We start from the raw sequence: 22733 nt of genomic DNA on the forward strand, positions 1-22733 counted from the left end.
CCTCGGCGCCCCAGCCCAGGAGCAGGCATGCAGACCATCGACGTCCCCGCCGGGACCGACCACCTCGACCGCGCCACGCACGTGCGGGTCGACCACGCAGACCTCGGCGGGGCGGCACCGCTGGACGCCGGTCAGGTGCTGGTGCTGCGTGACCTCGACGGGAAGCTGCGCTTCGCCGCGGTGGACCGGCTGGAGTTCTCGGCCACGGAGACGACCTACCTGCTGCAGCTCGGTCACCCCACCGACGCCGCGACCGTCGCCCGGATCGCAGGGACGGTCGTGCCCCTCCCGCGACGCGCGGCCCGGGAGGCCGCCCGCTACGAGGTCGCCGACGTCGTCGCTGCGCTGCGGGCCCTGGCCGCCGAGCCGGAGCGCCTGCTGGCCCCCGGCCACCGCTGAGGCCTGCCCGCCGGGGCCCGCCGGGGCGTCCCCGGCGTGACCCGGGGGCTGTTCACTCGTTGGGTGATCACCGTCACAGACGGCCATCCCCCGTCCCCTTCGTGCTCCCGGAGGCCCTGGTGCGCTACGCCGTGCTGTCCCTCGCGCTCGCCCTCGCCGCGCTCACCTCGGCGTGCGGCTCGCGGATCGCCCCCGAACAGGTGCTCTCCGCCCAGGGCGGTGCGGCCGGCGGCGCCGCGGCCGCCGGCGGCGACCCGCTCGTCCCGGGCGCCGACCCGGGCGCGCTCGGCGGCACCTCGGGCAGCGTCGCCGACGGCACCACCTCCTCCTCGGGAGGTACGACGGGTGGCGCGGGCAGCACCGGCGCCGGTGGCTCCGCGGGCGGACCCGCGGGCGCGGCCGGGGAGGGCGACGCGACGGGAGGGGCCCGGGCCGGATCGTGCGACGGGTTCGAGAACCAGACCGGCATCACCGACGACGAGATCATCCTGGCCAACTCCTCCGACGTGAGTGGACCGGTGCCGGGCCTCTTCGAGTCCGCGCGCCTGGGCAGCGCGGCCTACATCGCGTTCTTCAACAGTCAGTCCGACATCTGCGGGCGCAAGCTGAAGATGCTCGAGCTGGACAGCAAGACCGACTCCGCCGCCGACCAGGCCGCCTACCTCCGGGCCTGCGCGGAGTCCTTCGCCGCCGTCGGCTCGGTCTCGATCTTCGACTCCGGCGGCGCCCGGACCACCGAGGAGTGCGGCCTGCCCGACCTGCGTGCCAACATCCTCACGAACGAGCGCTACGACTGCTCGACCTGCTTCGCGGCCCAGGCCCTCGAGCCGGGGGTCATCACCGACGCGGCGTACCAGTTCTACGCCCGCCAGAACAAGCAGGCCACCCAGTCCGCGGCCTTCCTCTACCTCAACCTCGGCGGCTCCCCGGCGCTGGCGCGCAGCTTCGCCGACACCGCCGAGTCCGCCGGCTTCGGCGTCAAGATCTACAAGGGCATCGAGTCCTCGGAGTTCAACTACGCGCCCTTCGTGCAGGAGCTCAAGGACGAGGGCATCACCTTCGTCTCCTTCACCGGCGCCACCCAGCAGGCGGTCCGGCTGGCCGACGCGATGGCCCAGCAGGGCTACAAGCCCGACCAGTTCGTGGTGACCCAGACGCAGTACGGTCCCGAGTTCGCGGCGCAGGGCGGCGCCAACGTCGACGGTGCGATGGCCCCGGTCCCGCACCCGGCCTTCACGGGCACCAACCCGCAGGTCGCGCTCTACACCCAGTGGCTCCAGCGGGTGAAGCCCGGCGCCTCGCCCACGACCTTCGGCCTCTTCGCCTGGTCGGCGACCCGGCTCTTCGTCGAGCAGGCCGTGGCCCTCGGCGGCAAGCTGGACCGCGAGACCCTGATCGAGTCGGTCCGGGGCGTGCAGAAGTGGACGGCCGGCGGACTGCACTCGGAGATGAACGTGGGCGGCAAGCAGTCCTTCACCTGCTCCACCGTCGTCCAGCTCCAGCGCGGGGAGTGGCGGCAGATCTCCGGCGACGGCTACGACTGCGGAAAGCTCGTGCGCACCTCGGTGGCGCGCTGAGCCGACGCGTCGGTCCGGCTCCCCGGGGGGTGGTGCCCCCCAGTCCTCGGGGAGCCGGTCCTGGGCGTCCTCAGCTCAGGCGTCCTCAGCTCAGGCGACCAGGTCGTCCCAGCCCGCGGCGAGGTAGTCCAGGAACCGCTCGCCCACCGACTCCGCGCGCAGCTCGTCGCGGGTGACCGGGCGCTCGCGGACCCGGAAGGCGGGATCGGCCAGTGCCCGGGCGGCGAAGTCGTGGTGCAGGATTGCGCCGACCCCGACGGTGACGAAGTCTGCGCCCTGCTCCAGGCACCACCGCGCGTCCTCGGTGGAGACGACGCCGCCGGCGACCCCGAGCCGGGTCGCGCCGCGCGGCAGGTCGGCGAAGTGCTCGACCAGCAGGCCGTCGGCGCCGCCCCGCGGGCGCATCCGCACGTCCCACAGGGACAGGTCGAGGTGGTCCAGCAGCCCCGAGGCCAGGAAGGTCCGGGTGGTCTCGACGCCCTCCTCCAGCGGGATGCCGAAGCCCTCGGGGGTCAGCCGCAGCCCGAGCTGGAAGTCCGGACCGGTCGCTGCGCGCACGCCCTCGAGCACCTCGAGGAGGGCCCGCTGCCGGTCGGCCAGCGACCCGCCGTACCCGTCGGTGCGGTGGTTGTGCCGGCCGTCGAGGAACTGGCCCAGCAGGTAGCCGTGCGCCCCGTGCAGCTGGACACCGTCGAAGCCGGCGCGCTCGGCGAGCACCGCTGCGGCCACGAAGTCCTCGACCATCCTGTGCACGTCGTCGGTCGTCATCGCGACCGCGTCCTTCTCGGGGGCGTCCCACGGGCACTGGTTGGGACCGCCGTGCAGCGCGGCGTCGGCCCGCTGGCCGCCGTGGTGCAGCTGCACCGAGGAGGTCGCCCCGCTCGCGCGCAGCGCCTCGGCGAGCCGGGCCAGGCCGGGCAGGTGCGCCTCGGAGGCGATCCCGAGCTGGCCGCCCCAGGCCTGCCCGGCCGGGGCGACGTACGCCGCCGCCGTCATCACCAGGCCGAAGCCGCCGCGCCCGCGCGCGGCCAGCCACTCGTGCTCGTCGTCGGTGAGGGTGCCGTCGGGGTTGCTCTGGGTGTTGGTCAGCGGGGCCAGCGCGAAGCGGTTGCGCCAGGTCGGGCCGTGCTCGAGGGCGAGGGCGTCGGCCAGGGACCGGTCGGTGCTCGGAGGGGTCACGGGCCTCATCCTCGACCACCACCCCAAGAGGCGAGGGCTGCGGGTCCGGGCCCCGGGGCACCTCACCTCCGTGTCGACGTCCACCCCCGCCGCGCCCCCCGCCGTCCCGCCCGCGGGGCTCAGCGTCCCGGCCCCCCGCCGCACCGCCGCCGAGCCGCTGCGGATCGCCTCGGTGCCCGCCGGCCACGTCTACGTCCGCCACCTCTCCCGGGAGGTCGGCCCGGCGCCCCACCGTCTCCCCGACCCCGAGCCGCCGGGTGTCAACCGGTACGCCGGCGCGCAGTGGTGGCCGCCGGTGATGCTCGACCCCGCGTGGGTCCGGGAGGCCGACATCGACCTCATGCACGTGCACTTCGGCTTCGACGGCTGCGAGCCCGAGACGCTGCGCGAGGTGGTGCGGACCCTGCACGGCCGCGGGATCCCGCTCGTGCTGACCGTCCACGACCTGCGCAACCCCCACCACGAGGACCGCTCCGTCCACGACGCGCAGCTCGACGTGCTCGTCCCGGCCGCCGACGCGCTGCTCACCCTCACCCCCGGTGCGGCCGACGAGGTGCGGCGCCGCTGGGGCCGCGAGGCGACCGTGGTGCCGCACCCGCACGTCGTGCCGTTCCGCCTGATGGCCGTGGCCCAGGACTGCCGCGCCCGTCGCCGGGTCGGCGACGTGCGCGTCGGTCTGCACGTGAAGAGCCTGCGGGCCTCGATGGACCCCGCCGCGGTGCTGCCCGTGCTCGCCCGCACGGTCGCGGAGCTGCCGGGCGCGGTGCTCCAGGTCAACGGGCACCGCGAGCTCCTCGAGCCCGACGGCGCCCACCACGACGCCGACCTCGCCGCCCTGCTGAGGACCGAGCACGCCGCCGGGCGGATCGACCTGCGCGTCCACGACTTCCTCGGCGACGACGCCTTCTTCGCCTACCTCGGCTCCCTCGACGTCTCGGTGCTGCCCTACCGCTTCGGCACCCACTCCGGGTGGCTGGAGGCCTGCCGCGACCTCGGGACCACCGTCGTCGCGCCCACCTGCGGCTACTTCGCCGAGCAGGGTCCGGTGCTCACCTACGGCCACGACGAGCACGGCCTGGACGCCGACTCCCTGGCCGACGCCGTGCGCACCGCCGTCCTCGAGCGGCCGGCGCTGGGCGCCACCATCGACGAGCGCCGGGCCCAGCGCGCGCTGGTCGCCGACGTGCACGACGAGGTGTACGCCGCCGCGATCTCCGCCCGACGGGGCGGCTGAGGCCGGTGCGTGTCTGCCTCGTCGCCTCGAGCCGCTACCCGGTCCGCGAGCCCTTCGCCGGCGGGCTGGAGTCGCTGACCCACCACCTGGCCCGGCTGCTCGCCGCGCGGGGGCACGAGGTGACGCTCTTCGCCGCGGGCTGCGACCCGCGCCTCCCGGTGCGGCACCTGCGCCCGGACCCGTTCGTCCCGACCCCCACCTCGATGCGCGACGTCAACGCGCCGTCGCTGGAGTGGATGGCCGAGCACCACGCCTACCTCGGGCTGATGCTGCACCTGGCCCGCGACGGCGCCGAGCGCTTCGACGTCGTGCACAACCACAGCCTCCACCACCTCCCGGTGGCCATGGCGGGTGCCGTCCCGGTCCCCGTCCTGACCACCCTCCACACGCCGCCGCTGCCGTGGATCGAGTCCGCGGCGACGGTGGCCCCCGGTGCCTCGTCGTGGACCGCGGTCAGCCGCGCGACGGCCGAGGCCTGGTCGGGCACCCTCACGGCGACGCCGGTGCTCAACGGTGTGGACGTGCACGCCTGGCGACCGGGCCCGGGGGGTGGCCCGGTCGTCTGGACCGGCCGGCTGGTGCCGGAGAAGGCGCCGCACCTGGCCGTCGACGCCGCGCGGGCCGCCGGACGGGAGATCGTGCTGGCCGGACCGGTGCAGGACGCGGCGTACGTCGCCGAGGAGCTGGCCCCCCGGCTCGGTCCGGACGCCCGGCTGCTCGGGCACCTCGACCACGCCTCGCTCGCGCGGCTGCTCGCCCGGGCCAGCGTGGCCCTGGTGACGCCGGTGTGGGAGGAGCCCTACGGCCTCGTGGCGGCCGAGGCGATGGCCTGCGGCACACCGGTCGCGGCCTTCGACCGGGGTGCGCTGCGCGAGGTCGTCGTGCCGGGCACCGGGGCGTTGGCGCCCGCCGACGACGTGGCGGCGCTGGCCGGCGCGATCGAGGTCGCGGCCCGCTGCGACCGTGGCGAGGTGCGCGCCCATGCCGAGCGGTCGCTGTCGGCCGAGCGGATGGTCCGCGAGTACGAGGCGGTCTACGCCGGGTTGGTGCCCCAGGAGCGCGCCGCGTGAGCCGGACCGGCGGCCTGGGTTGGTACGTGCACCACCACGGCCGTGGCCACCTGCACCGTGCCCTCGCGGTCGCCCGGGAGCTGGAGGAACCCGTGACCGGGCTGTCCTCGTTGCCGCGTCCCGAGGGCTGGGCGGGGGACTGGGTGCACCTCGCACCCGACGACCCGCCGTCGACCGTCGGGGACCCGACGGCAGGGGGGAGGCTGCACTGGGTGCCGCCGCACCACCCGGGCCTCTCGCGGCGCTCCCACCAGCTCTCCACGTGGTTGGACGCGGCCCGGCCGCGCGCGGTGGTCGTGGACGTCTCGGTCGAGGTGACCCTCCTGGTGCGCCTGCACGGCGTGCCCGTCGTCGGGGTCGTGCTGCCCGGCCGGCGCGACGACGCCGCGCACCGGTTGGCGCTCGACGTCTCCGACGTCCTGGTCGGCGCCTGGCCGGAGGAGGCGACCGTCGCGATGCTGCCGGGCCTGCCCCCGGAGGTCCACGAGCGCGTCCACGCGGTCGGCGCGCTCTCGCGGCACCCCGTCGCACAGCGGTCACCGCACGCCCGGACCGTCACGTTCCTCGGCGGTGCCGGTGGCCACGACCTCGCCCCCGAGGCCCTCGAGGACCTCCTGTCCCGCGCCCGCGCCTCCACCCCGACGTGGAGCTGGGAGGTCGCCGGGCCCGGCCGCTGGCACGACGACGTGGCCGGCCTGCTCGAGCGCTCCGCGGTGGTGGTCACCCACGCCGGGCAGAACGCCCTCGCCGAGGTCGCAGCCGCCCGCCGCCCCGCCGTGGTGGTGCCCCAGGCCAGGCCGCACGAGGAGCAGCTGACCTCCGCCGCTGCCCTCGCCGCGGGCGGCTGGCCGGTCACGGTGCTGCCCGCACTGCCCGAGGAGGGCTGGCCCGACCTGCTCGAGCGCACCGCCGGCCGGGACGGCGCGGGCTGGAGCCGCTGGGTCGACGGTGGCGCGGCCGGCCGGTTCGCGGGCCTGCTGCGGGACGTCGGGTGAGCGGCGCGCCCCGGGTCGCCGTGGTGACGACGGCCCACGGTCGGCACGAGCACCTGCGTCGGCAGCGGCGCTCGCTCGCCGTCGGCGCACGTCCTCCCGACCTGCACCTGGTGGTCGCCATGGACGACCCCGACCTGGCCCGGGTGGTCGCCGAGGAGCCGTTGCCGACGATGGTCGTCACCGTCGACAGCGACGGACGTGGCCTCCCGCTGGCGCGGGCCCGCAACACCGGCATGGCCCGGGCCGCCGCCGAGGGCTGCGACGTGCTCGTCGGGCTCGACGTCGACTGCCTCGCCGGACCCCACCTGGTCACGGGGTACGCCGACGCCGTCCGCGCCGACCCCCGCACCGTCTGGTCGGGGCCGGTCACCTACCTGCCCGCCGGGGTCCTGCCGCTCGACGCGGAGGCGATGGTCGCGCTCGACGCGCCCCACCCGGCGCGCCCCGCTCCCGCCGCCGGTGAGCGCTCCGCGGGCGGCGACCCGGACCTCTTCTGGTCCCTGTCGTACGCCGTCTCCGCGTCCGCGTGGCGCGAGCTCGGCGGCTACCACGAGGAGTACGTCGGCTACGGCTGCGAGGACACCGACCTGGGGCGCACCGTGGTGGCCCGGGGGCTCGGTCTGGGGTGGACGGGCGACGCCCGCGCCTACCACCAGCACCACCCGGTCAGCGACCCGCCGGTCGAGCACCTCGGCGCCCTGCTGCGCAACGCCCGGACCTTCCACGGCCGCTGGGGTGAGTGGCCGGCGCGCGGCTGGTTCGAGGCGTTCGAGGCGCTCGGGCTGGTCCGCCGGGTGGGTGAGGGCTGGGAGGCCGTCACCCGGGCACCGGTCTGAGCACACCGGCCCGCCCAGGGTCACGTCGCGAGAGAGGAACCGTGTCCATGGCCCACGTCGAGCGCACGCTCACCACCACGACCGACATCCACACGGTGTGGGACTACCTCACCGACTTCCGCACCACGGAGGAGTGGGACCCGCCGACCGTGAGCACCGGCGCCACGGCTGCTGACGGCTCCGGGGTCCAGTCATGAGCGAGGAGGCGCTGCGCCCGCCGCAGACCCAGGACCCGCCGGGGCTCCAGTCGCGCATGGACCCCCGGCCCGACTGCGGCGAGTCGTCCTACCGCGGCCACGACCGGCTGGCCGGCAAGGTCGCCCTCGTCACCGGCGGTGACAGCGGCATCGGCCGCGCGGTCGCGATCGCCTACGCCCGCGAGGGCGCCGACGTGCTCGTCTCCTACCTCGACGAGCACGAGGACGCCGAGGACGTCGCGCGGTACGTCGAGGCGGCCGGTCGCCGCGCGGTGCTGGTGCCGGGCGACGTCTCCGACCCGGCCCACTGCCGCGAGCTGGTGCGCCGCTGCGTCGAGGAGCTCGGCGCCCTGGACGTGCTGGTGGTCAACGCGGCGTACCAGATGACCCGCGAGTCCCTCCAGGACGTGCCGGACGAGGAGTGGGACCGCACGATCGGCACGAACCTCTCGGCGATGTTCCACCTCTGCAAGGCCGCCGAGCCGCACCTGCGCCCGGGGGCCTCGGTGATCGGCAGCTCGTCGGTGAACTCCGACAGCCCCAACCCCACCCTGGCGCCGTACGCCGCCACGAAGGCCGCGATCGCCAACCTCTGCGCGAGCCTGGCCCAGCTGTGGGGCGAGCGCGGGATCCGGGTCAACAGCGTGGCGCCCGGACCGGTGTGGACCCCGTTGATCCCCTCGACCATGCCGGCGGAGAAGGTCGCGGAGTTCGGGGCGAACACCCCGCTCGGCCGGGCCGGGGAGCCCGTCGAGCTGGCGCCGGTGTACGTCCTGCTCGCCTCCGACGAGGCCAGCTACGTCTCCGGTGCCCGGGTCGCCGTCACCGGCGGTCGCCCGGTCCTCTGACGGCGCACCCGTCGGTGGTCGAGGTGCGAGGTGCGCCGGCGACGAGCCTCGAGACCTCGTGAGGGAAGGACGCCCCGGCGCCCACCGGCACCGGCTGCCCGCGGGATCGGCTGCGTGAGTTCTCCGGCGGGCTGCCGGTGCCAGACGGACGGTGCCCAGCACCGGGCCGACCAGACTCGCCCGGACGGGTGTCCGGTCGTCCACGACCTCGCCCATCGGGGTGGAGCTGCCGCGGCTGGTGCCGGTCATCCCTCGGGGTGGGACTGCCCCCGGGCGAACCGGGGCACCTCGTCGGGCATGACCCGCCTGCTGGACCGCCTCGAGCACGCGCTCGGACGCACCCCCCTCCGCACGACCGCCGGGCGTCACCGGCGTGGCAGCTCGCGCCGCGTCGCCGTCGCGCGGCTGATCGTGCCTGCACCGCGGACGGCTCCCGACGCCGCCACGTCCCGCCGCTCCGCCGGCTTCACCGACTGCCGCGGGGAGTGGCACGCCTGGGAGGACGCCTCGTGAGGGGCGCCCCGCCGCTGCCGACGCCACGCGGGGAGCTGTCCGAGGCCCTCGTCGCCGCCCTGGGCGGCCGCGGCGTGACGCGTTGCCTGGAGCCGGACTCCGCCGCGGACGAGGCGCTCTCGCTGTGGATCCTCTACGAGCTGCACCACCGGGGCTTCGAGGGCGTCGACGACGCCCTGGAGTGGGATCCCGCGCTGCTCGTGTGTCGGGCCCACCTCGAGCACGACCTCGAGGCGCGCTGGCGACGCCGCGCCCGCGCGGTGGTCGCGCCCGCGCAGCAGCGGTGCGAGGCCGGTGAGGAGCTCGCCCCCGTCTTCTTCGACCTCTGCGAGACCGACACCGGCGGTGGGTCCATCGCCTCGTTCCTCCAGCGCGACGCGGACCTGGACCAGGTGCTGGCGGTGCTGCGGCAGCGCTCGATCTACCACGTGCGCGAGCAGGACCCCTCGATGTGGACCCTGCCGCGGCTCGACGACGAGACCAAGGCGCACCTGGTGGCGATCGCCGCCGACGAGTACGGCAACGGCGACCCCACGCGCCTGCACGCCCGCATGTGGCGGCGGGGGGTGGAGGCGTGCGGCCTCGACGGCGGCTACGCGGCGTACGTCGACGAGGCGCTGCCCGAGGTGCTGGAGCAGGTCAACCTGATGTCGATGCTGGGGCTGCACCGGCGGCTGGTGCCGGCGGCGCTGGGTCACCTGGCGGCCTTCGAGGTGACCAGCGCGGTGCCGTCGCGCCGGGTCGCGCGCGGGCTGGAGCGCGTGGGTGCGCCGGAGGAGATGGTCGACTACTACCGCGAGCACATGGTGGCCGACGCGGTGCACGAGCAGCTGGCCGTGCGCCGGATGCTCGGCTCGCTGGTCGCGCACGACCCCGACACGCTGCCCGACGTGCTGTGGGGCGGCGCGGTCTGCCTGCTCGCCGAGCAGGCCACCGCCACCGCCGTGCTCGCCCACGTCGGCGCCGAGCAGGAGTCGGCGGTCGCATGAGCAGCCGGACCGGACGAGCGACCGACGAGCGCGAGGTCATGCTGTGCGCCGACGGCCCGATCCTGCTGCCGGGCCCGGTCACCGTCGAGGACGAGGACGGCGTCAAGCACCACTCCGAGCGGCCGGTCGTCGCGGTCTGCCGCTGCGGTGCCACGGGCAGCTCACCGTGGTGCGACGGCTCGCACAAGCTCGTACGCCGCGACGCCGGCCCCCGGGCCGTCCCGCGCCCCCGGCGCAGCGGCTCCGATCGGCCGCTCGAGGACTACTGACCCCGCTTCCCCGCTCGCCGGACGGGCGCTCGTGCCGAGGTCGGTGCGCGACGTTCCGAACGCGATCCGTCGACGTGAGGGTGCAGAACGTCGCTCACCGAGAGGGCGAGGCGCGGTAGTCGCCTCAGTCGTTCGGTGCGGAGGACGTCAGCACGCAGAACTCGTTGCCCTCGGGGTCGGCGAGCACGGCCCACCCCCGTCCTCCGGGAGCGAGCCCCCGGCTAGGGCACCGTGACCTGGGTGCCGGTGGTGGCGGAGTTCCCGCCGTAGTCGGTGGCGGTCAGCTCGACCCAGATCTCGGTGCCGGACTCCAGCGGCTCGAAGTCGTAGAGCAGGTTCGGGATGTCGGCGTAGAGCCCGACGTCGGTCGTCGGCTCCCAGATCCCCGCGCCGTCGGCTTTGTAGGTCAGCACGTCGGGCACGATGATGCCCTCGGGGTCGGGCGGGAGCTCGCCGTACCCCTGGCTGTCGGGGTCGTAGCCGTAGAGCGTCTCGCTGACGAAGCCGCCGCCCTCCACGTCGAGCACCGCGGAGAGCAGGGCCTCCTGCGGCGTCTCCGGGTCGTAGGAGGGGTAGTAGGTCAGCGGGATGTCGAGGTAGCCGTAGGCCAGGTCGTCGCTGAGGTCCAGGGCGAGGTAGCCGTAGGCGGTGTCGACCTGGTCGTCGAGGACCAGCACCGTCAGGTCGTAGGTGCCGTAGACCTCGGCGGTGTCGGGGTCGACGTCGGCGATCTCCTCGCCGAGGTAGGTGATCGACCCGTCGCCGTTGACCAGCCCGTAGGAGATGGTGGCGTCGGTGAGGTTGCCGAGCGCGGCGTCGGCGAAGCTCGCCTTCAGCTCCAGCGTGCCGTCCTCGGCGAAGTTCAGCGTGGGTCCGCTGCCGGCGACGTCGAACTCCGGCAGCTCGTCCTCGGGGATCGCGTCCCCGGCCTCGTAGTACTCCAGGAGCAGCTCCTCCCAGGGGTCCGCCTCGGCCACCTCCTGGTACGCCGGGTCGGCGAGGTCCGCCGAGGGCGGGAGGTAGACCGACAACCCGGTCGCGGCCGCGGTCGCGGGTCCGTTCACCGCGTCGACGACCACGTCGTCGAGGGCGGTGGCGATCGCCTCGGCCGGGGCCGAGACCTCCTCGGCGTCCGCGCCGATGGCCTCGACCAGCAGCCCGAGGTCGGAGTGGTTGCTGTCCTGCATCGGGTCGGGGCTCTTGCCGAAGGCCAGCACCGTGCTCTCCGCACGGCCCACGGCCGGCGCGACCTCCGGGGTCTGGCCGAGCTCGTCGCTGAAGGCCTCGACCGCCTCGTCGAGCGCCGGCATCCGGGTCAGGTCGATCATCGAGAGGGTGATGTCGGCCTCCGTGCCGGACTCGATCGCCTGCTGCTCGAAGCCGTCGAGGATGGCCGAACCGAAGGTCTCGGTGTCGGTGGTCGGGTCCTCGGCCAGCACCGAGAGGCTGCGGTAGTCCCAGCCGTGGCCGGGCTCGAGCTCCTGGGAGGCGACCATCCGCCGGGCCACGGGCGCCATCGCGCTGGCGACCTCGTAGCTGGCCATGAGACAGGCGTCGAAGCCGAGCAGGTCCAGCTTGTCCACGCCGGCCTCCTCGAGGCCGGCGCTGATCCCGTCGCCGATGTCGATGAGGTCCAGCACGTCGTAGTCGGAGCCCTCGTCGGGTCCGATGCCCGGCCACCCGGCGCCGTGGTCGGAGATGATCAGGGCGTACTTGTCGGCGGGGTGGTCCGCGATGCCCTGGGCGATGAAGTCGGCCAGCGTCGCGGGGTCGGCGGAGTTCACGTCACCCAGGTCGGCCACCAGCTCGGTGCGGCCCGGCTCGGTGAGGTCCAGCACCCGCCCGCCCACCCAGTCGCCCTGGTCGAGCAGCGGCTCCTCGCCGTACCCGACGTTGCGGTCGACGAAGGCGCGCACCTTCAGCTTGTCGGTCGAGCCGACCTCGCCGGCCTCGTTGATGTCGGTGACCATGAAGGGCTCGAGGTCGGTGTCGGCCATCGAGTAGATGAGCACCGTCCAGCTCTCGCCGGGCTGCTCCACGTCGGCGGCCGGGGCCTGCGCCCCGCCCCCGCCGCTGTCGCCGCCGGACCCGCAGCCGGCCAGGGCCGGGGTGGCGAGGAGCGCGAGCAGGGCGAGTGCTGCCAGTGGGCGTGCGGAGGACAGTCGCGCGGTGCGGGTCGTGGTGCGGGTCGTGGTGCGGGTCGTGGAGCGGTGTGTGGAGCGGGGGAGGGAGCCGGCGCCGAGCCGCCGTGCACGCGCACGGGTCATGTCGGCAGGCTAGGGCGGCGCGAGCCCGGGAGGGGCGGATCGCGGCGCGGGCGCAGCCTGGTCCAGACCCCCGGTGGGACGCGGCTCACGTCTGCTCGACACCGGACTCACCCGCATGATCGAAGTCGCGGCGACGGCACCCGGGATGGACTGGGCAGGTGCAGACCCCGGCCCCCACCGCGACCGCTGACCAGACCGTCCTCCCCTCCGTCCCGAGCCCGGCAGGGGGCAGCCACGACCTCCTCGACGTCGGTGACGACGACCGACGCACCGCCTTCGTCGGACGGCTGGAGATCGCGTGGGACCCCCGCATCCTCGAGCCGCGGCCCTGGACCGCCGAGCAGTCCCGCTGGGCGGCCCGTCTGCTGACGACCCTGCCCCCGGGACCGGTGCTGGAGTTGTGCAGCGGGGCCGGGCACATCGGCCTGCTGGCCGTCGCCGGGACCCGCCGCCAGCTGGTCTGCGTCGACCGCGAGCCCGTCGCGACGGCGTACGCCGCCGACAACGCCGCACGCAACGGCATCGACCAGCAGGTCCACGCCCGGACGGCCACGATCGAGCAGGTGGCCGAGGAGCCGACCCGCTACGCGCTGGTGATCGCCGACCCGCCGTGGGTGCCGACGGCCGGGGTCGACCGCTTCCCCGAGGACCCGCCGGGCGCCATCGACGGCGGCCCCGACGGCACCGACCTCGCGGTGGCATGCGTGCGCACCGCTGCTCGGGTGCTGCTGCCCGGCGGGGCGCTGGTGCTCCAGCTCGGCACCGGCGAGCAGGCGACCGGCGCCGTCGCCGACGCTGCCGCCGCCCACGGGCTCACCGTCGACGAGGTCCGCCCCTGCCTCGGCGGGGTCCTGGTGCTCCTGCGCTGAGCAACCGCCGGACGCCGGACCGGTGCATCGTCCCGTACGAGCTGTCCGGAACGATGCGTCGGCCCGACGAGATGACGGTCGCGGCGGGGAAGGTCAGAGCAGGGCGGCGGCCGCGGAACCGGCAGCGAGGCCACCGATGACGGGGTTCTCCTCGCGGTCCACGTCGTCGCCGGAGACGAGCCCGACGACGAGCATGACGGCCAGACCGATCAGGAAGAACCCGACGACGATGGCGACGATCGCCTTGGTGCGGTCGTTCACGACGACGCTCCTTCCGGGCTGGGAGCCAGGTCGGGGCGGGCCTCGTGGTGGCGGCGGCCCTGGGTGCGGTGGGACTCCTTCATCTCCGCCTCGTGCACGTGGCGGCGACCCTGCACGAGCTGCTCGCGCACCTCGCGCTCGAGCCCGGTGAAGGCCGAGTAGTAGTGGTCGTCGTAGTCCTCGACGATCTGGAAGGTCCACCGGCCGGCGATGACGTTGCGGCCGACCAGCTCGTCGTCCAGGCGCTGCGCCAGCTCGTCGTGGCCGGCCTCGCGGAAGAGGTCCACGGCCTCGCGCAGGCAGCGCTCGGTGTCGCCGGTGCGGCGGTGGAAGGCGTAGAGGTGACCCCGGGACTCCTCGCAGAGGTCCAGGGCCTTGCTCAGCCGCCCGATCGCCTCGACGGTGGCGTCGCTGACGCCGTCGGGGCGCGTGTGCTCGGGAGCGGGTGCGTCGTCGTGCGGGTGCTCAGGCATGCCGGGAGGGTTCCCGCTAGGCCGGTGGCGGCACCCACCTCGGAGGGTGATGCCGCGCCGGCGCTCCTGCCGGACGGTCGAGCGGGCAGGTCCTCGCACGGTCCTGCCCGCCCGACCCGACTGCTCTGGTGCCGAGCGGGCAGTTCTTGGCGACGGTCCTGCCCGCTCGGCGTCTCAGGCGGCGCACCCGGGGCCGGTCCGTCCGCGCAGTGCGGGTCCGTCCAGCTGGTCGCGCAGGCGCCGCAGGATCCGGTGCAGCAGCCGTGACACGTGGGTCTGCGTGACCCCGAGCCGCTCGGCGATCTCGCCCTGGGTGAGCTCCTCGACGAAGCGCAGCTGCACCACGAGCCGGTCCCGCTCGCCGAGGCTGGCCAGCGCCGGGCGCAGGGAGAGCAGGTCGTCGATCCGGTCGAACCCGGCGTCCTCGCTCAATCGGCCGGCCAGGGTCGGGCCGGTCTCGCCGTCGCCGCCGTCGAGCGGCTTGTCGAGGGAGAGAGCGCTCCACGCGTGGTGCACGTTGAGCGCCTGGGCGCACTCGGCCACCGTGACGGCCAGGGCCTCGGCGAGCTCCTCGAGGGAGGGCTCGCGCCCGAGCAGCTGCAGGAGCCGGTCGGACTCCTTGCGGGCGCGGGCCTCGAGCTCCTGCAGTGCCCGTGGCGGACGCACCGACCACGAGCGGTCGCGGAAGTGTCGCTGCACCTCCCCGCGGATCGTGGGCACGGCGAAGCTCAACAGGTCCTCGGCCTTGGTCGGGTCGAAGCGCCTCACGGCCTTGACCAGGCCCTCGTAGGCGGCCTGGGTCAGGTCCTCGCCGTCGACACCACGACGGCGGTAGCGCGCGGCGACGGCCTCGGCCACGCCGGTGTTGAGCCGCACGACGCTGGTGAGCACCAGCTGACGGGCCGGCCGGTCGGCCGGGAGCCCGTGGGCGAACGCGACGAGCGCGGTCGTCGTACGTCGTCGGGCGTCGTCGCCCGGGTGGCCGGCCCGCGCGGGGCGGGTCGCGGGCTCGGCGTCGCCGGGCACGGGCAGGAACGGGCGGGTGGGGTCGGGGATGTGCTCGTCGTCTGCCGCGACGGGCAGAACCGGAGAGGACGGGAGATGGATCGCCATGGGGCGGCTCCTGGGTGGTGCCACGCTGAGAAGGTGGCTGCGCAGGGAACCGGCTGTTCTGCAGCTCCCGAGATCCCTCCACCGTAGGCGTCGACGTGGCTCCCGGCTAGGTGAGAGGGTGACCGAAAGGGTGATATGTCTGGTGGAGGCTGTCCCCCACCCGGACCATCGAACGCTCGGCCCCGTCTCGGCTCGCCCGCGACGGGGAGCCGTCCGCGGCCGCCGACGAGCTCCGAGGGTCCCGGCGCACGCCATCCCCCGACTCGGCCGGAGGTGCCGCACGATGACCACCGACTCCCTCGCCACCCCTGACGACGCCGCCGCGCACCTGGAGGCCCCAGCCGCCGGCACCGGTCTCGCAGCCTGGCTGGCGGAGGTCTCCCAGCACCTGCTGCCCGACGGCAACGCCGGGCTGACCACCGACCTGGTCGTCCAGCGGGCGCTCGAGGTCATCCCCAAGGCCGACGGGTGCGGGCTGACGCTGCGTGGGCGACGGGGGGTCCTCGGCACGGCGGCCTCGACCTCGGAGCAGGTCTCGCAGGCCGACCACGCGCAGTACGACCTCGACGAGGGACCCTGCCTGGAGTCGGCCGAGGGTGCGGGCAGCTTCCGCAGCCACGACCTCGCCGCGGACAGCCGGTGGTCGCGCTGGTCGCCGCGGGCCGTCGAGATCGGCTTCCGCTCCGTGCTCTCCATCCGCCTGAGCACCGAGCGGGAGGAGATCGGGGCGATCAACCTGTACGCCGCGGACCCGCACGCCTTCGACGACGACGCCTTCAACGTCGCCGAGGTCTACGCCAGCCTCGCGGCCTCGGCGCTGAGCCAGGCCAAGCTGGTCGAGGGCCTGCGGACCGCCGTGGACTCCCGGCACCAGATCGGGGTCGCGCAGGGCATCCTCATGGCCCGCTACGAGCTGCGCACCGACCAGGCCTTCGAGGTGCTGCGCCGGCTCTCCAACGACCACAACCTGCCGCTGCGGCAGGTGGCTGCCCGCATCGTCGAGGTGGTCGGCATCCCCGAGGAGATGGCCCGCTAGGAGCCGTCGCCCGGCCCGGGCACGGGACGGCCCGGCTGCCGAGGGCGGCGGTTCGGTCAGCCGGCCCGCGACCCGGTAGTAGCGGGTGGAGGTCGGTCAGACCGCGGCCAACCGGCTGCCGGGATCGATCGCGACCTCGTCGTCCGGCTCGGGGACCTCGCTGGTCTCCAGGTGCTCGGCCACCCACATGGCGGCGTCGACGCGACGCTCGACGCCGATCTTGCGGTAGGCCGCACGCACGAAGGTCTTGACCGAGTTGATGCTGAGGTAGCAGCGCGCCGCGATCTCGTCGTTGCTCAGCCCGGCGGCGATGAGCACGAGCATCTGCCGCTCGCGCTGGCTCAGGCTCTGGGCCGCGGACCCGCGGGCGCCGGTGCCGGGGCCGCTCACCTCGGGCGCGGGCTTGCGGAACGCGTGCCGGATGGCCGCGGCCAGCATCGGCCCGTCGGCGCTCTTGGGCAGCCAGCCGTCGGGGTCGGGACCGGCGGCGGGGGTCTTGAGCAGGCGACGCTGCTCCTCGGGCCACGCGAGCGCCAGGCAGGTCCAGCCGGCGGCGCGGGCGGCGGTCACCGCGGCGGCGTACGACGCCGGCGGGGCGCCCGCGTCGTGCAGCAGCACGCCGCGCTGCGGGGCGCTGCCGATGGTGGCGCTCGGCACCAGGTGCACGCCGGGCTGGTCGGAGAGCAGGGCGACCAGCCCCACGGACAGCGGGCTCTGCCACTCGGGCAGCGAGACCAGGACGGTGCCTGGTCCGGCGGTCGGGGACTCGGTGGGGCCGGCGCCGACGGTGCCGGCAGGGGTGGCGGCGACCCGGGTCGCCGGGGCAGGGGGGGTGGTGCTGCGGGGCATGGTGCTGGCCTCCTCTGGTGGGGGTGGACTGCTGGTACCCACGTCGCACGGATCCAGCCCCACCGGCCCACCGCAGCACCTGCAGGCGGAGCCAGGTGCCGTCGACACAGGCACGTCCGGGCGCGACCATCGGGCCGACGATCGGGCCGGGCGATCGGGCCGGACGACCGGGTCAGGCGATCGGGTTCCGTCCCGACACGGTCCGAGGCGTGTCGTGATGTGCGCACGTTCGGTGCGGCAGGGCATGATGCGCCCTGCCTGGAGAAGACGGGCGCAGCTGCAGAGCCTTTCTCCTAGGTGGTCCCGAATGTCGCGCGAGGATCTCGCGTCCCTGCTCGCCCAGGTCTCCCACGATCTCGCCGCCGAGCGCGACGAGTCCCAGACCGCCAGCCGCATCTGCGCGCTCGCGGTCGAGGTCGTCGACGGGTGCGAGCACGCCACCCTCACCGTCCGCGGCCGGCGCGGCCGCCTGGTCCCCGCGGGCGCCACCTCCCCGGTGGCCGAGCGGCTCGAGGAGCACCAGCTCAGCCGTGGCGACGGCCCCACGATCGACGCCTTCGCCTCGGCCGAGCCGGTGGTCGGTCTCGACCTCGGCGAGGAGCGACGGTGGACGCAGTGGCGCGACCTGGCCGTGCAGCACGGGGTCGCCTCGGTGCTCGCCCTGCCCATGGTCTCCGGCGACCGCACCCAGGCGGTGATCACGCTGCTCGGCGCCGAGGCGGGGGCCTGGTCGGGACCGGCGTACGACGTCGCGCTGCTCTACGCCACGCACGCGGCCGCCGCCCTGGACGCCGCCAAGGTGATCACCGGCCTGGAGAGCGCACTCGGGACCCGGCACCAGATCGGTGTCGCCCAGGGGGTGCTGATGGAGCGGCACCGGCTCACGACCGCCGGGGCGTTCGCGGTGCTGCAGCGCTACTCCAGCACCCGCAACGAGCGGCTGGCCGACGTCGCGGCCCAGGTGGTCGAGGACGCCGAGGAGGCCGCGCGCCGGCCGGACTGACTCCGGCCCCACGAACGGTCGCGGCCGCCGCAACACCCCCTGCGCGGCGGCCGCGACCCCCCTGACCCCCGACAGGGGTGCTCGCGGGACGGGCCTCAGCCCGCGCGGCGCTCGGCCACGAAGGCCAACCGGCGCAACGTCTCGGTGTTGCGCCAGGTCAGCGGCGGCTGGCGCAGCGGGGAGGGCACGAGCTTCCCCGGACCGGTGCGCGCGTCCTCGCGGATCGTGACCAGGGTGCCGGCGCCCTCGGGCGCCAGCGTGATCTCGACCTCCGCCTCGCCCGCGGGCCAGGCACGGGCGTGCAGGCGCAGCAGCGACCCGCTCCGGCACTCCACGGACTCCGTGGTGTCGTCGAGCAGCAGCGGCCAGGTGCCGACCGAGTGGTGCAGCCGGGTCCCGCTGGCGGGCCAGCCGGGGTCGACCTCGCGCATCCGGGAGGCGCCGACCACCCACAGCGGGTAGAGCCAGCCGTCGGCGAGGACGTCCCAGACCCGCTCGGGCGTGGTGTCGATGACGCGTCGGTTGGTGCTCATGTCCCACGGGGTTCCCCGCCCCAGGGCGGTCAAGCGCACTCGCTCGGGTGACCTCGCCGACCCTGGACCGGCCGAGGGGGTGGGGCTGCCGGGCTCCGCGCGGGGCACCACCCAGCCGCGCACACGCGCCCAGGCACCTCACGAGCACGCACGCAGCGGACGGGACGAAGACATGGCGGAGAGCATCTGGTGGAAGCAGCGTGGTGGTGCCGGGGCGGGTTCCGGCCCGGGCCACGGCGCGGACCTCCTCACCGCGGCGCACCACGACGTCGTCGTGGTCGGGGCCGGACTCACCGGCCTGACGACCGCGCTGCTGCTGGCCGAGGCCGGGCTCTCGGTGCTGGTCGTCGAGGCCCGGCACGCGGGCGCGGTCACCTCGGGTCGCACCACGGGCAAGGTCTCCGCGCTCCAGGGCACGCTGCTCTCCAGCGCGGCCCGCTCCGCGCGCTGGGAGTCGGTCCAGGCGTACGTCGGCAGCACGCTGGCCGCCCAGGAGTGGCTGCACCAGCGGGCCGGCGCCCTCGGGCTCGCGCTCCAGGAGCGGCCCGCGCTCACCTGGGGCGAGGGCCCCGACGGGGTGGAGGCGGTCGAGCGGGAGCACCGGGTCGCCCTCGACCTGGGCCTGCCCGTGGAGCTGGTCGAGGACCCGGACCTGCCGGTCCCTGCGGACCGGGCCGTCGTGCTGCGCGACCAGCTGCAGCTGGACCCGGTCGACCTCGTGACCGGCCTGGCAGCGGCGTACACCGCCGCCGGCGGCCACCTGGTCGCTGGCTGGCGGATGCGACGCGTGCGCCAGCGCAAGGACCGGGTGCGCGTCCAGCTGCACCCGACCGACGGGGGAGCAGCGACCGAGGTGAGCGCCCGGCACGTGGTGCTAGCGACGGGCGCACCGACCGTCGACCGGCGCCTGCACTTCGCGCGGGTGACCGCCCAGCGCAGCTACCTCCTGGCCTTCGAGGTGGGGGAGGAGCCGGTCGAGATGGCGCTGGCCGCCAGCGGCCCCTCCCGCAGCTTCCGCGGCGCGAGGATCGGTGGACGCCCGGTGCTGCTCGCCGGCGGCTCGGGCCACCCCACGGCCCGCGGCGGCCGGGAGCCGGGACAGGCCGACGCGGTCCGTGCCTGGGTCGACGAGCACTGGAGCGGCGCCCGTGAGCTGGGTCGCTGGTCGGCGCAGGACTACAGCACCACCGACCACCTCCCGCTCGTCGGCAGCCTCGGCGGGGCGTCCCCGGACGTCCACCTCGCCACCGGCTTCAACAAGTGGGGCATCAGCAGCGGCATCGCGGCCGCGCTGGCCCTGCGCGGCACCCTCACCGGCGAGCCCGTCGGTTGGGCCGACCCGCTCTACGACCGACCCTGGCGGTGGCGCGACGCACCGGCCCTGGCGGCGGTCCAGGCCGGTGTGGTCCGCGGCGGGGCGGAGGCGCTCGTCCGCGCTGTCGACCCCCGCACGCGCACGCCGCAGCGTGCCGTCTCGGGGGACTGCGCCGTGGCGCCCGTGTGCACCCACCTCGGCGGGCCGCTGCGCTGGAACGACCTGGAGGGCAGCTACGACTGCCCCCTCCACGGGTCCCGGTTCGGCCCGGACGGCGAGGTGCTGGAGGGCCCCGCCACGCGACCGCTGCTGCGTCGCCGGCGCGACTGACCCCGCCCGGCTGCGGGGGTCACCCGATGGAGCGGCATGCGTGCGGGAGCGGCGGTTACCAGTCGTGGGTCAGTCACCCATCCACGAGGAGGAGAACATGACGACCGCACGAGAGCTCATGACCGCGGGAGCCGAGTGCGCCCGCACCGACGAGACGGTGTCGCAGGCGGCGCAGAAGATGCGCGACCTCGGCGTCGGAGCCCTGCCGATCTGCGGCGAGGACGACCGGCTGGCCGGGATGATCACCAATCGCGACATCGTGCTGCGCTGCGTCGCGCAGGGCCACGACACCACGCAGATGACCGTGGCGGACTACGCCGACGGCAAGCCGGTCACGATCGGCGCCGACGACGACGTCGCCGAGGCGCTGCGCACCATGCTCGAGCACGACGTCCGGCGGCTGCCGGTCATCGACGGGCACGACCTGGTCGGCATCCTCAGCCAGGCCGACGTGGCGCGGGCGCTCCCGGCCCAGCAGGTCGGCGAGCTGGTCGCGGGCATCTCCAGCCCCTGACCCACGGACGAGGGCCGGGTCCAGCAGCGCGGCCCGGTCCTCCCGTCCGCGGGCCCCGGCAGGTCAGGCCCGACCGCGTGCTGCCCCGGTCCGCGCCCGGACCCAGGAGGTCGTGCCGGCGGGCAGCCCCTTGAGCTTCGGAGCGCCGTCGCAGGCGGTCACCAGCAGCGGCGGCGAGCCCTCGAAGGACCACTTCAGGTGGTGGTAGACGCGCGAGAGCGTGTCGTCGCTGTCCACCAGCAGCAGGTGGTCCTCGGCCCGCAGGACCTCGCGCCACGGCCCGTCGACCACGCCCGACAGACCGGGGTCGAAGGGCTCCGGCGACCAGGCGAGGTAGACCGTCACCGTCCCGGTCCCTGCGTCGCGTCCGCCCACCGGGCCACCACCTCGTCGGCGGTCAGCACCTCCTGGCGGTGCTGGTCGTGCAGCATGGCCAGCGTGTGGTCGTGCTCCTCCCAGCTGACCGACGCCGTCGCGTCCGAGACGAGCACGACCGCGAGGTCCCGGGCGAAGGCGTCGCGCGCCGAGGCGGCGATGCAGGACTCGGTGCTCACCCCGCACAGCACGACCCGGCGTACGTCCTGGGCGCGCAGGTCCTGCTCGAGCGTGGTGCCGAAGAAGACGCTGTCGCGGGTCTTCTCGACCACGGTCGCCGGTCCGGGCTCGAGGCCCGCGACCCGCTCGGCCCCGGGCGTGCCACGGACGGTGACCCCCTGGTCGTCCTCGAGCATCGTCAGCGTCCAGGTGCTCCGGTCGGGCTCGTGGACGGTGCGCACCTCCAGCACCGGTACGCCGCTGCGGTGCGCGGCTGCGACCAGTCGGTTGCACGTCGCGACGAGGTCCTCGCGGCAGCGGTCGAGCTCTGCGTCGGAGAACCAGTCGGACTGCAGGTCGATGAGCAGCAGCGCGTCGTGTGCCATGCGCGCCACGTACCCGCTGCCCAGCCGACGCGTGCGCACCCGGACGGGTGGCCACCCCTGAGGGCGGTGGTGGGGCCCGGGAGCGCCCCTACCGTCGAGGGATGACCACGATCGCATTCCTGACCGCGTCCGAAGGCATCGAGAAGGCCGAGCTGGTGGAGCCCTGGCAGGCGGTGACCGACGCCGGCCACGAGGCGGTGCTGCTCTCCCCGGAGTCCGGTGAGGTCCAGCTCTTCGAGCACCTCGACAAGGCCGAGACCCGACCCGTGGACAAGGAGGTCGCCAGCGCCTCGATCGACGACTACGCCGCCCTCGTGCTGCCCGGCGGGGTCGCCAACCCCGACGCCCTGCGGATGGACGAGGCCGCGGTGGCCTTCATCCGCGACTTCGTGGCCTCGGGCAAGCCCGTCGCGGCGATCTGCCACGCGCCGTGGACCCTCGTCGAGGCCGGCGTGCTCGACGGCCGCACCCTCACCTCCTGGCCCAGCCTGCAGACCGACATCCGCAACGCCGGTGGCACCTGGGTCGACGAGCCGGTCGTCACCGACGGCAACCTGATCACCAGCCGCAACCCCGACGACATCCCGTCGTTCAACAACGCGCTCCTCGAGGCGGTCGCGCACGGGGCGGGCAGCACCGGTTCCTGAGTGCCACCAGGACCTCGAACGGGGCGTCGGACCGACCGGTCCGGCGCCCCTGTCTCGTCATCGGCCCGGTCGCCCCGGCGGCGCCGGGAACCCGGACGCGCCCACGGGCCGGGCGTGGGAGCCCCCCGGCGCACGCTCGTCCCGTCCGGGCGCGGCGGTCTCGGACCCTGCTCCCAGGGGCCGCGACCGGGGAGGATTCCGGCCCCCGGCCGCGGCTGTCATCCGGCCATCACCCCTACGGGTGGAAGCACCACCCGGACGTGGTGATTCGGCGATCGGCGACATCGACAAGCCTGCGTCGCCGACGCGGTGCCCAATCACACCCAGCAGGGTGGAGCGACCGTGGACCAGGGACCGCGCGAGGTGTTCCCGCTCACGTCGCAGCGGACGCGGGTGCTGTGACGCGAGTCGTGGGGGATGCCGCGGCGCCGCGGGTCGTGTGAGACGATCGAGGAGTCCGCCCCACCGTGGCACCCCGCTCCCGGCAGCGCCCAGCA

26 protein-coding genes are annotated in these 22733 nt (G+C 75.1%); 17 read left to right on the top strand and 9 right to left on the bottom strand.

Annotated elements, in window-relative coordinates; genetic code table 11:
* Positions 1 to 27 precede the first annotated feature (27 nt).
* Positions 28 to 399 (top strand): hypothetical protein, encoded by a 372-nt coding sequence (locus ACYVID_RS12895; protein WP_460737626.1) that lies wholly within the window; start codon positions 28 to 30, stop codon positions 397 to 399.
* 101 nt (positions 400 to 500) lie between these two features.
* A complete protein-coding gene (locus ACYVID_RS12900; RefSeq protein WP_460737628.1) occupies positions 501 to 1976 on the top strand; it encodes an ABC transporter substrate-binding protein in 1476 nt (491 codons plus the stop codon).
* Positions 1977 to 2066: 90 nt separating this feature from the next.
* Here ACYVID_RS12900 and ACYVID_RS12905 read toward each other — a convergent pair whose 3' ends face one another.
* The gene (locus ACYVID_RS12905; protein WP_460737630.1) at positions 2067 to 3155 is read right to left on the bottom strand and encodes an NADH:flavin oxidoreductase; all 1089 of its coding nucleotides are present in this window, start codon (positions 3153 to 3155) and stop codon (positions 2067 to 2069) included.
* Positions 3156 to 3225: 70 nt separating this feature from the next.
* On the opposite strand from ACYVID_RS12905, the gene ACYVID_RS12910 reads away from it, so the two are divergent.
* The 9 genes from ACYVID_RS12910 (at position 3226) to ACYVID_RS12950 (ending at position 10106) form a co-directional block, all read left to right on the top strand.
* Positions 3226 to 4389: a glycosyltransferase family protein gene (locus ACYVID_RS12910; RefSeq protein WP_460737632.1), complete on the top strand. Its 1164-nt coding sequence runs from the start codon at positions 3226 to 3228 to the stop codon at positions 4387 to 4389.
* Between the two features lie 5 nt (positions 4390 to 4394).
* Positions 4395 to 5459 (top strand): glycosyltransferase, encoded by a 1065-nt coding sequence (locus ACYVID_RS12915; protein ID WP_460737634.1) that lies wholly within the window; start codon positions 4395 to 4397, stop codon positions 5457 to 5459.
* Positions 5456 to 6454 (top strand): glycosyltransferase, encoded by a 999-nt coding sequence (locus ACYVID_RS12920; protein WP_460737636.1) that lies wholly within the window; start codon positions 5456 to 5458, stop codon positions 6452 to 6454. The genes ACYVID_RS12915 and ACYVID_RS12920 overlap by 4 nt, the downstream gene beginning before the upstream one ends.
* Entirely contained in the window at positions 6451 to 7290 is an 840-nt protein-coding gene (locus ACYVID_RS12925; RefSeq protein WP_460737638.1) for a glycosyltransferase family 2 protein, read from the top strand. The genes ACYVID_RS12920 and ACYVID_RS12925 overlap by 4 nt, the downstream gene beginning before the upstream one ends.
* Positions 7291 to 7337: 47 nt before the next feature.
* Positions 7338 to 7487 carry an SRPBCC family protein gene (locus tag ACYVID_RS12930; protein WP_460737640.1) on the top strand — a complete coding sequence of 50 codons (150 nt, stop codon included), beginning with the start codon at positions 7338 to 7340 and terminating at the stop codon, positions 7485 to 7487.
* On the top strand, positions 7484 to 8335 hold the full coding sequence (locus ACYVID_RS12935; protein WP_460737642.1) for an SDR family oxidoreductase: 852 nt from the start codon (positions 7484 to 7486) through the stop codon (positions 8333 to 8335). The genes ACYVID_RS12930 and ACYVID_RS12935 overlap by 4 nt, the downstream gene beginning before the upstream one ends.
* A 297-nt stretch (positions 8336 to 8632) precedes the next feature.
* The gene (locus ACYVID_RS12940; RefSeq protein ID WP_460737644.1) at positions 8633 to 8848 is read left to right on the top strand and encodes a hypothetical protein; all 216 of its coding nucleotides are present in this window, start codon (positions 8633 to 8635) and stop codon (positions 8846 to 8848) included.
* Positions 8845 to 9837, top strand: a complete 993-nt coding sequence (locus ACYVID_RS12945; protein ID WP_460737646.1) for an iron-containing redox enzyme family protein — start codon at positions 8845 to 8847, stop codon at positions 9835 to 9837. The genes ACYVID_RS12940 and ACYVID_RS12945 overlap by 4 nt, the downstream gene beginning before the upstream one ends.
* Entirely contained in the window at positions 9834 to 10106 is a 273-nt protein-coding gene (locus ACYVID_RS12950; protein WP_460737648.1) for a CDGSH iron-sulfur domain-containing protein, read from the top strand. Before ACYVID_RS12945 ends, ACYVID_RS12950 begins: the two co-directional genes overlap by 4 nt.
* A gap of 221 nt (positions 10107 to 10327) precedes the next feature.
* Here the strand turns inward: ACYVID_RS12950 and ACYVID_RS12955 are convergent, their stop codons facing one another.
* Entirely contained in the window at positions 10328 to 12373 is a 2046-nt protein-coding gene (locus ACYVID_RS12955) for a clostripain-related cysteine peptidase (protein WP_460737650.1), read from the bottom strand.
* A 158-nt stretch (positions 12374 to 12531) separates the two neighbouring features.
* On the opposite strand from ACYVID_RS12955, the gene ACYVID_RS12960 reads away from it, so the two are divergent.
* The gene (locus ACYVID_RS12960) at positions 12532 to 13242 is read left to right on the top strand and encodes a methyltransferase (RefSeq protein WP_460737652.1); all 711 of its coding nucleotides are present in this window, start codon (positions 12532 to 12534) and stop codon (positions 13240 to 13242) included.
* 93 nt (positions 13243 to 13335) lie between these two features.
* Here the strand turns inward: ACYVID_RS12960 and ACYVID_RS12965 are convergent, their stop codons facing one another.
* The 3 genes from ACYVID_RS12965 to ACYVID_RS12975 all read right to left on the bottom strand — a co-directional run bounded on the left by ACYVID_RS12965 (position 13336) and on the right by ACYVID_RS12975 (position 15089).
* The gene (locus tag ACYVID_RS12965) at positions 13336 to 13503 is read right to left on the bottom strand and encodes a hypothetical protein (RefSeq protein ID WP_460737654.1); all 168 of its coding nucleotides are present in this window, start codon (positions 13501 to 13503) and stop codon (positions 13336 to 13338) included.
* Positions 13500 to 13976: a hypothetical protein gene (locus ACYVID_RS12970; protein ID WP_460737656.1), complete on the bottom strand. Its 477-nt coding sequence runs from the start codon at positions 13974 to 13976 to the stop codon at positions 13500 to 13502. Before ACYVID_RS12970 ends, ACYVID_RS12965 begins: the two co-directional genes overlap by 4 nt.
* Before the next feature lie 174 nt (positions 13977 to 14150).
* Positions 14151 to 15089 carry a sigma-70 family RNA polymerase sigma factor gene (locus ACYVID_RS12975; protein WP_460737658.1) on the bottom strand — a complete coding sequence of 313 codons (939 nt, stop codon included), beginning with the start codon at positions 15087 to 15089 and terminating at the stop codon, positions 14151 to 14153.
* Positions 15090 to 15372: 283 nt separating this feature from the next.
* Between ACYVID_RS12975 and ACYVID_RS12980 the strand changes: the two genes are divergently transcribed.
* Positions 15373 to 16125 (top strand): ANTAR domain-containing protein, encoded by a 753-nt coding sequence (locus ACYVID_RS12980; RefSeq protein ID WP_460737660.1) that lies wholly within the window; start codon positions 15373 to 15375, stop codon positions 16123 to 16125.
* A gap of 96 nt (positions 16126 to 16221) precedes the next feature.
* Here the strand turns inward: ACYVID_RS12980 and ACYVID_RS12985 are convergent, their stop codons facing one another.
* Positions 16222 to 16974 carry a LuxR C-terminal-related transcriptional regulator gene (locus ACYVID_RS12985; protein WP_460737662.1) on the bottom strand — a complete coding sequence of 251 codons (753 nt, stop codon included), beginning with the start codon at positions 16972 to 16974 and terminating at the stop codon, positions 16222 to 16224.
* A gap of 307 nt (positions 16975 to 17281) precedes the next feature.
* Here ACYVID_RS12985 and ACYVID_RS12990 point away from each other — a divergent pair, with 307 nt between their 5' ends.
* Positions 17282 to 17977: a GAF and ANTAR domain-containing protein gene (locus tag ACYVID_RS12990; protein WP_460737664.1), complete on the top strand. Its 696-nt coding sequence runs from the start codon at positions 17282 to 17284 to the stop codon at positions 17975 to 17977.
* A 95-nt stretch (positions 17978 to 18072) separates the two neighbouring features.
* Here the strand turns inward: ACYVID_RS12990 and ACYVID_RS12995 are convergent, their stop codons facing one another.
* Complete coding sequence (locus ACYVID_RS12995; protein ID WP_460737666.1) at positions 18073 to 18510, bottom strand: SRPBCC family protein; 438 nt, start codon at positions 18508 to 18510, stop codon at positions 18073 to 18075.
* A 172-nt stretch (positions 18511 to 18682) separates the two neighbouring features.
* Here ACYVID_RS12995 and ACYVID_RS13000 point away from each other — a divergent pair, with 172 nt between their 5' ends.
* The gene (locus ACYVID_RS13000) at positions 18683 to 20155 is read left to right on the top strand and encodes an FAD-dependent oxidoreductase (RefSeq protein WP_460737668.1); all 1473 of its coding nucleotides are present in this window, start codon (positions 18683 to 18685) and stop codon (positions 20153 to 20155) included.
* A gap of 97 nt (positions 20156 to 20252) precedes the next feature.
* On the top strand, positions 20253 to 20669 hold the full coding sequence (locus tag ACYVID_RS13005) for a CBS domain-containing protein (RefSeq protein WP_460737670.1): 417 nt from the start codon (positions 20253 to 20255) through the stop codon (positions 20667 to 20669).
* A gap of 63 nt (positions 20670 to 20732) precedes the next feature.
* Here the strand turns inward: ACYVID_RS13005 and ACYVID_RS13010 are convergent, their stop codons facing one another.
* Positions 20733 to 21014 carry a hypothetical protein gene (locus ACYVID_RS13010; RefSeq protein WP_460737672.1) on the bottom strand — a complete coding sequence of 94 codons (282 nt, stop codon included), beginning with the start codon at positions 21012 to 21014 and terminating at the stop codon, positions 20733 to 20735.
* Positions 21011 to 21589 (bottom strand): cysteine hydrolase family protein, encoded by a 579-nt coding sequence (locus ACYVID_RS13015; RefSeq protein WP_460737674.1) that lies wholly within the window; start codon positions 21587 to 21589, stop codon positions 21011 to 21013. The genes ACYVID_RS13010 and ACYVID_RS13015 overlap by 4 nt, the downstream gene beginning before the upstream one ends.
* A gap of 101 nt (positions 21590 to 21690) precedes the next feature.
* On the opposite strand from ACYVID_RS13015, the gene ACYVID_RS13020 reads away from it, so the two are divergent.
* A complete protein-coding gene (locus ACYVID_RS13020) occupies positions 21691 to 22236 on the top strand; it encodes a type 1 glutamine amidotransferase domain-containing protein (protein WP_460737676.1) in 546 nt (181 codons plus the stop codon).
* Positions 22237 to 22733: the final 497 nt, after the last annotated feature.

The organism is Nocardioides ginkgobilobae (assembly GCF_054781275.1).

Bases quoted from the DNA above. Each gene is read 5' to 3' on its own strand.
- ACYVID_RS12895 (WP_460737626.1), top strand. From the start codon at position 28: ATGCAGACCATCGACGTCCCCGCCGGGACCGACCACCTCGACCGCGCC.
- ACYVID_RS12930 (WP_460737640.1), top strand. From the start codon at position 7,338: ATGGCCCACGTCGAGCGCACGCTCACCACCACGACCGACATCCACACG.
- ACYVID_RS12935 (WP_460737642.1), top strand. From the start codon at position 7,484: ATGAGCGAGGAGGCGCTGCGCCCGCCGCAGACCCAGGACCCGCCGGGG.
- ACYVID_RS12940 (WP_460737644.1), top strand. From the start codon at position 8,633: ATGACCCGCCTGCTGGACCGCCTCGAGCACGCGCTCGGACGCACCCCC.
- ACYVID_RS12950 (WP_460737648.1), top strand. From the start codon at position 9,834: ATGAGCAGCCGGACCGGACGAGCGACCGACGAGCGCGAGGTCATGCTG.
- ACYVID_RS12955 (WP_460737650.1), bottom strand. From the start codon at position 12,373: ATGACCCGTGCGCGTGCACGGCGGCTCGGCGCCGGCTCCCTCCCCCGC.
- ACYVID_RS12970 (WP_460737656.1), bottom strand. From the start codon at position 13,976: ATGCCTGAGCACCCGCACGACGACGCACCCGCTCCCGAGCACACGCGC.
- ACYVID_RS12975 (WP_460737658.1), bottom strand. From the start codon at position 15,089: ATGGCGATCCATCTCCCGTCCTCTCCGGTTCTGCCCGTCGCGGCAGAC.
- ACYVID_RS12980 (WP_460737660.1), top strand. From the start codon at position 15,373: ATGACCACCGACTCCCTCGCCACCCCTGACGACGCCGCCGCGCACCTG.
- ACYVID_RS12985 (WP_460737662.1), bottom strand. From the start codon at position 16,974: ATGCCCCGCAGCACCACCCCCCCTGCCCCGGCGACCCGGGTCGCCGCC.
- ACYVID_RS12990 (WP_460737664.1), top strand. From the start codon at position 17,282: ATGTCGCGCGAGGATCTCGCGTCCCTGCTCGCCCAGGTCTCCCACGAT.
- ACYVID_RS12995 (WP_460737666.1), bottom strand. From the start codon at position 18,510: ATGAGCACCAACCGACGCGTCATCGACACCACGCCCGAGCGGGTCTGG.
- ACYVID_RS13000 (WP_460737668.1), top strand. From the start codon at position 18,683: ATGGCGGAGAGCATCTGGTGGAAGCAGCGTGGTGGTGCCGGGGCGGGT.
- ACYVID_RS13005 (WP_460737670.1), top strand. From the start codon at position 20,253: ATGACGACCGCACGAGAGCTCATGACCGCGGGAGCCGAGTGCGCCCGC.
- ACYVID_RS13015 (WP_460737674.1), bottom strand. From the start codon at position 21,589: ATGGCACACGACGCGCTGCTGCTCATCGACCTGCAGTCCGACTGGTTC.
- ACYVID_RS13020 (WP_460737676.1), top strand. From the start codon at position 21,691: ATGACCACGATCGCATTCCTGACCGCGTCCGAAGGCATCGAGAAGGCC.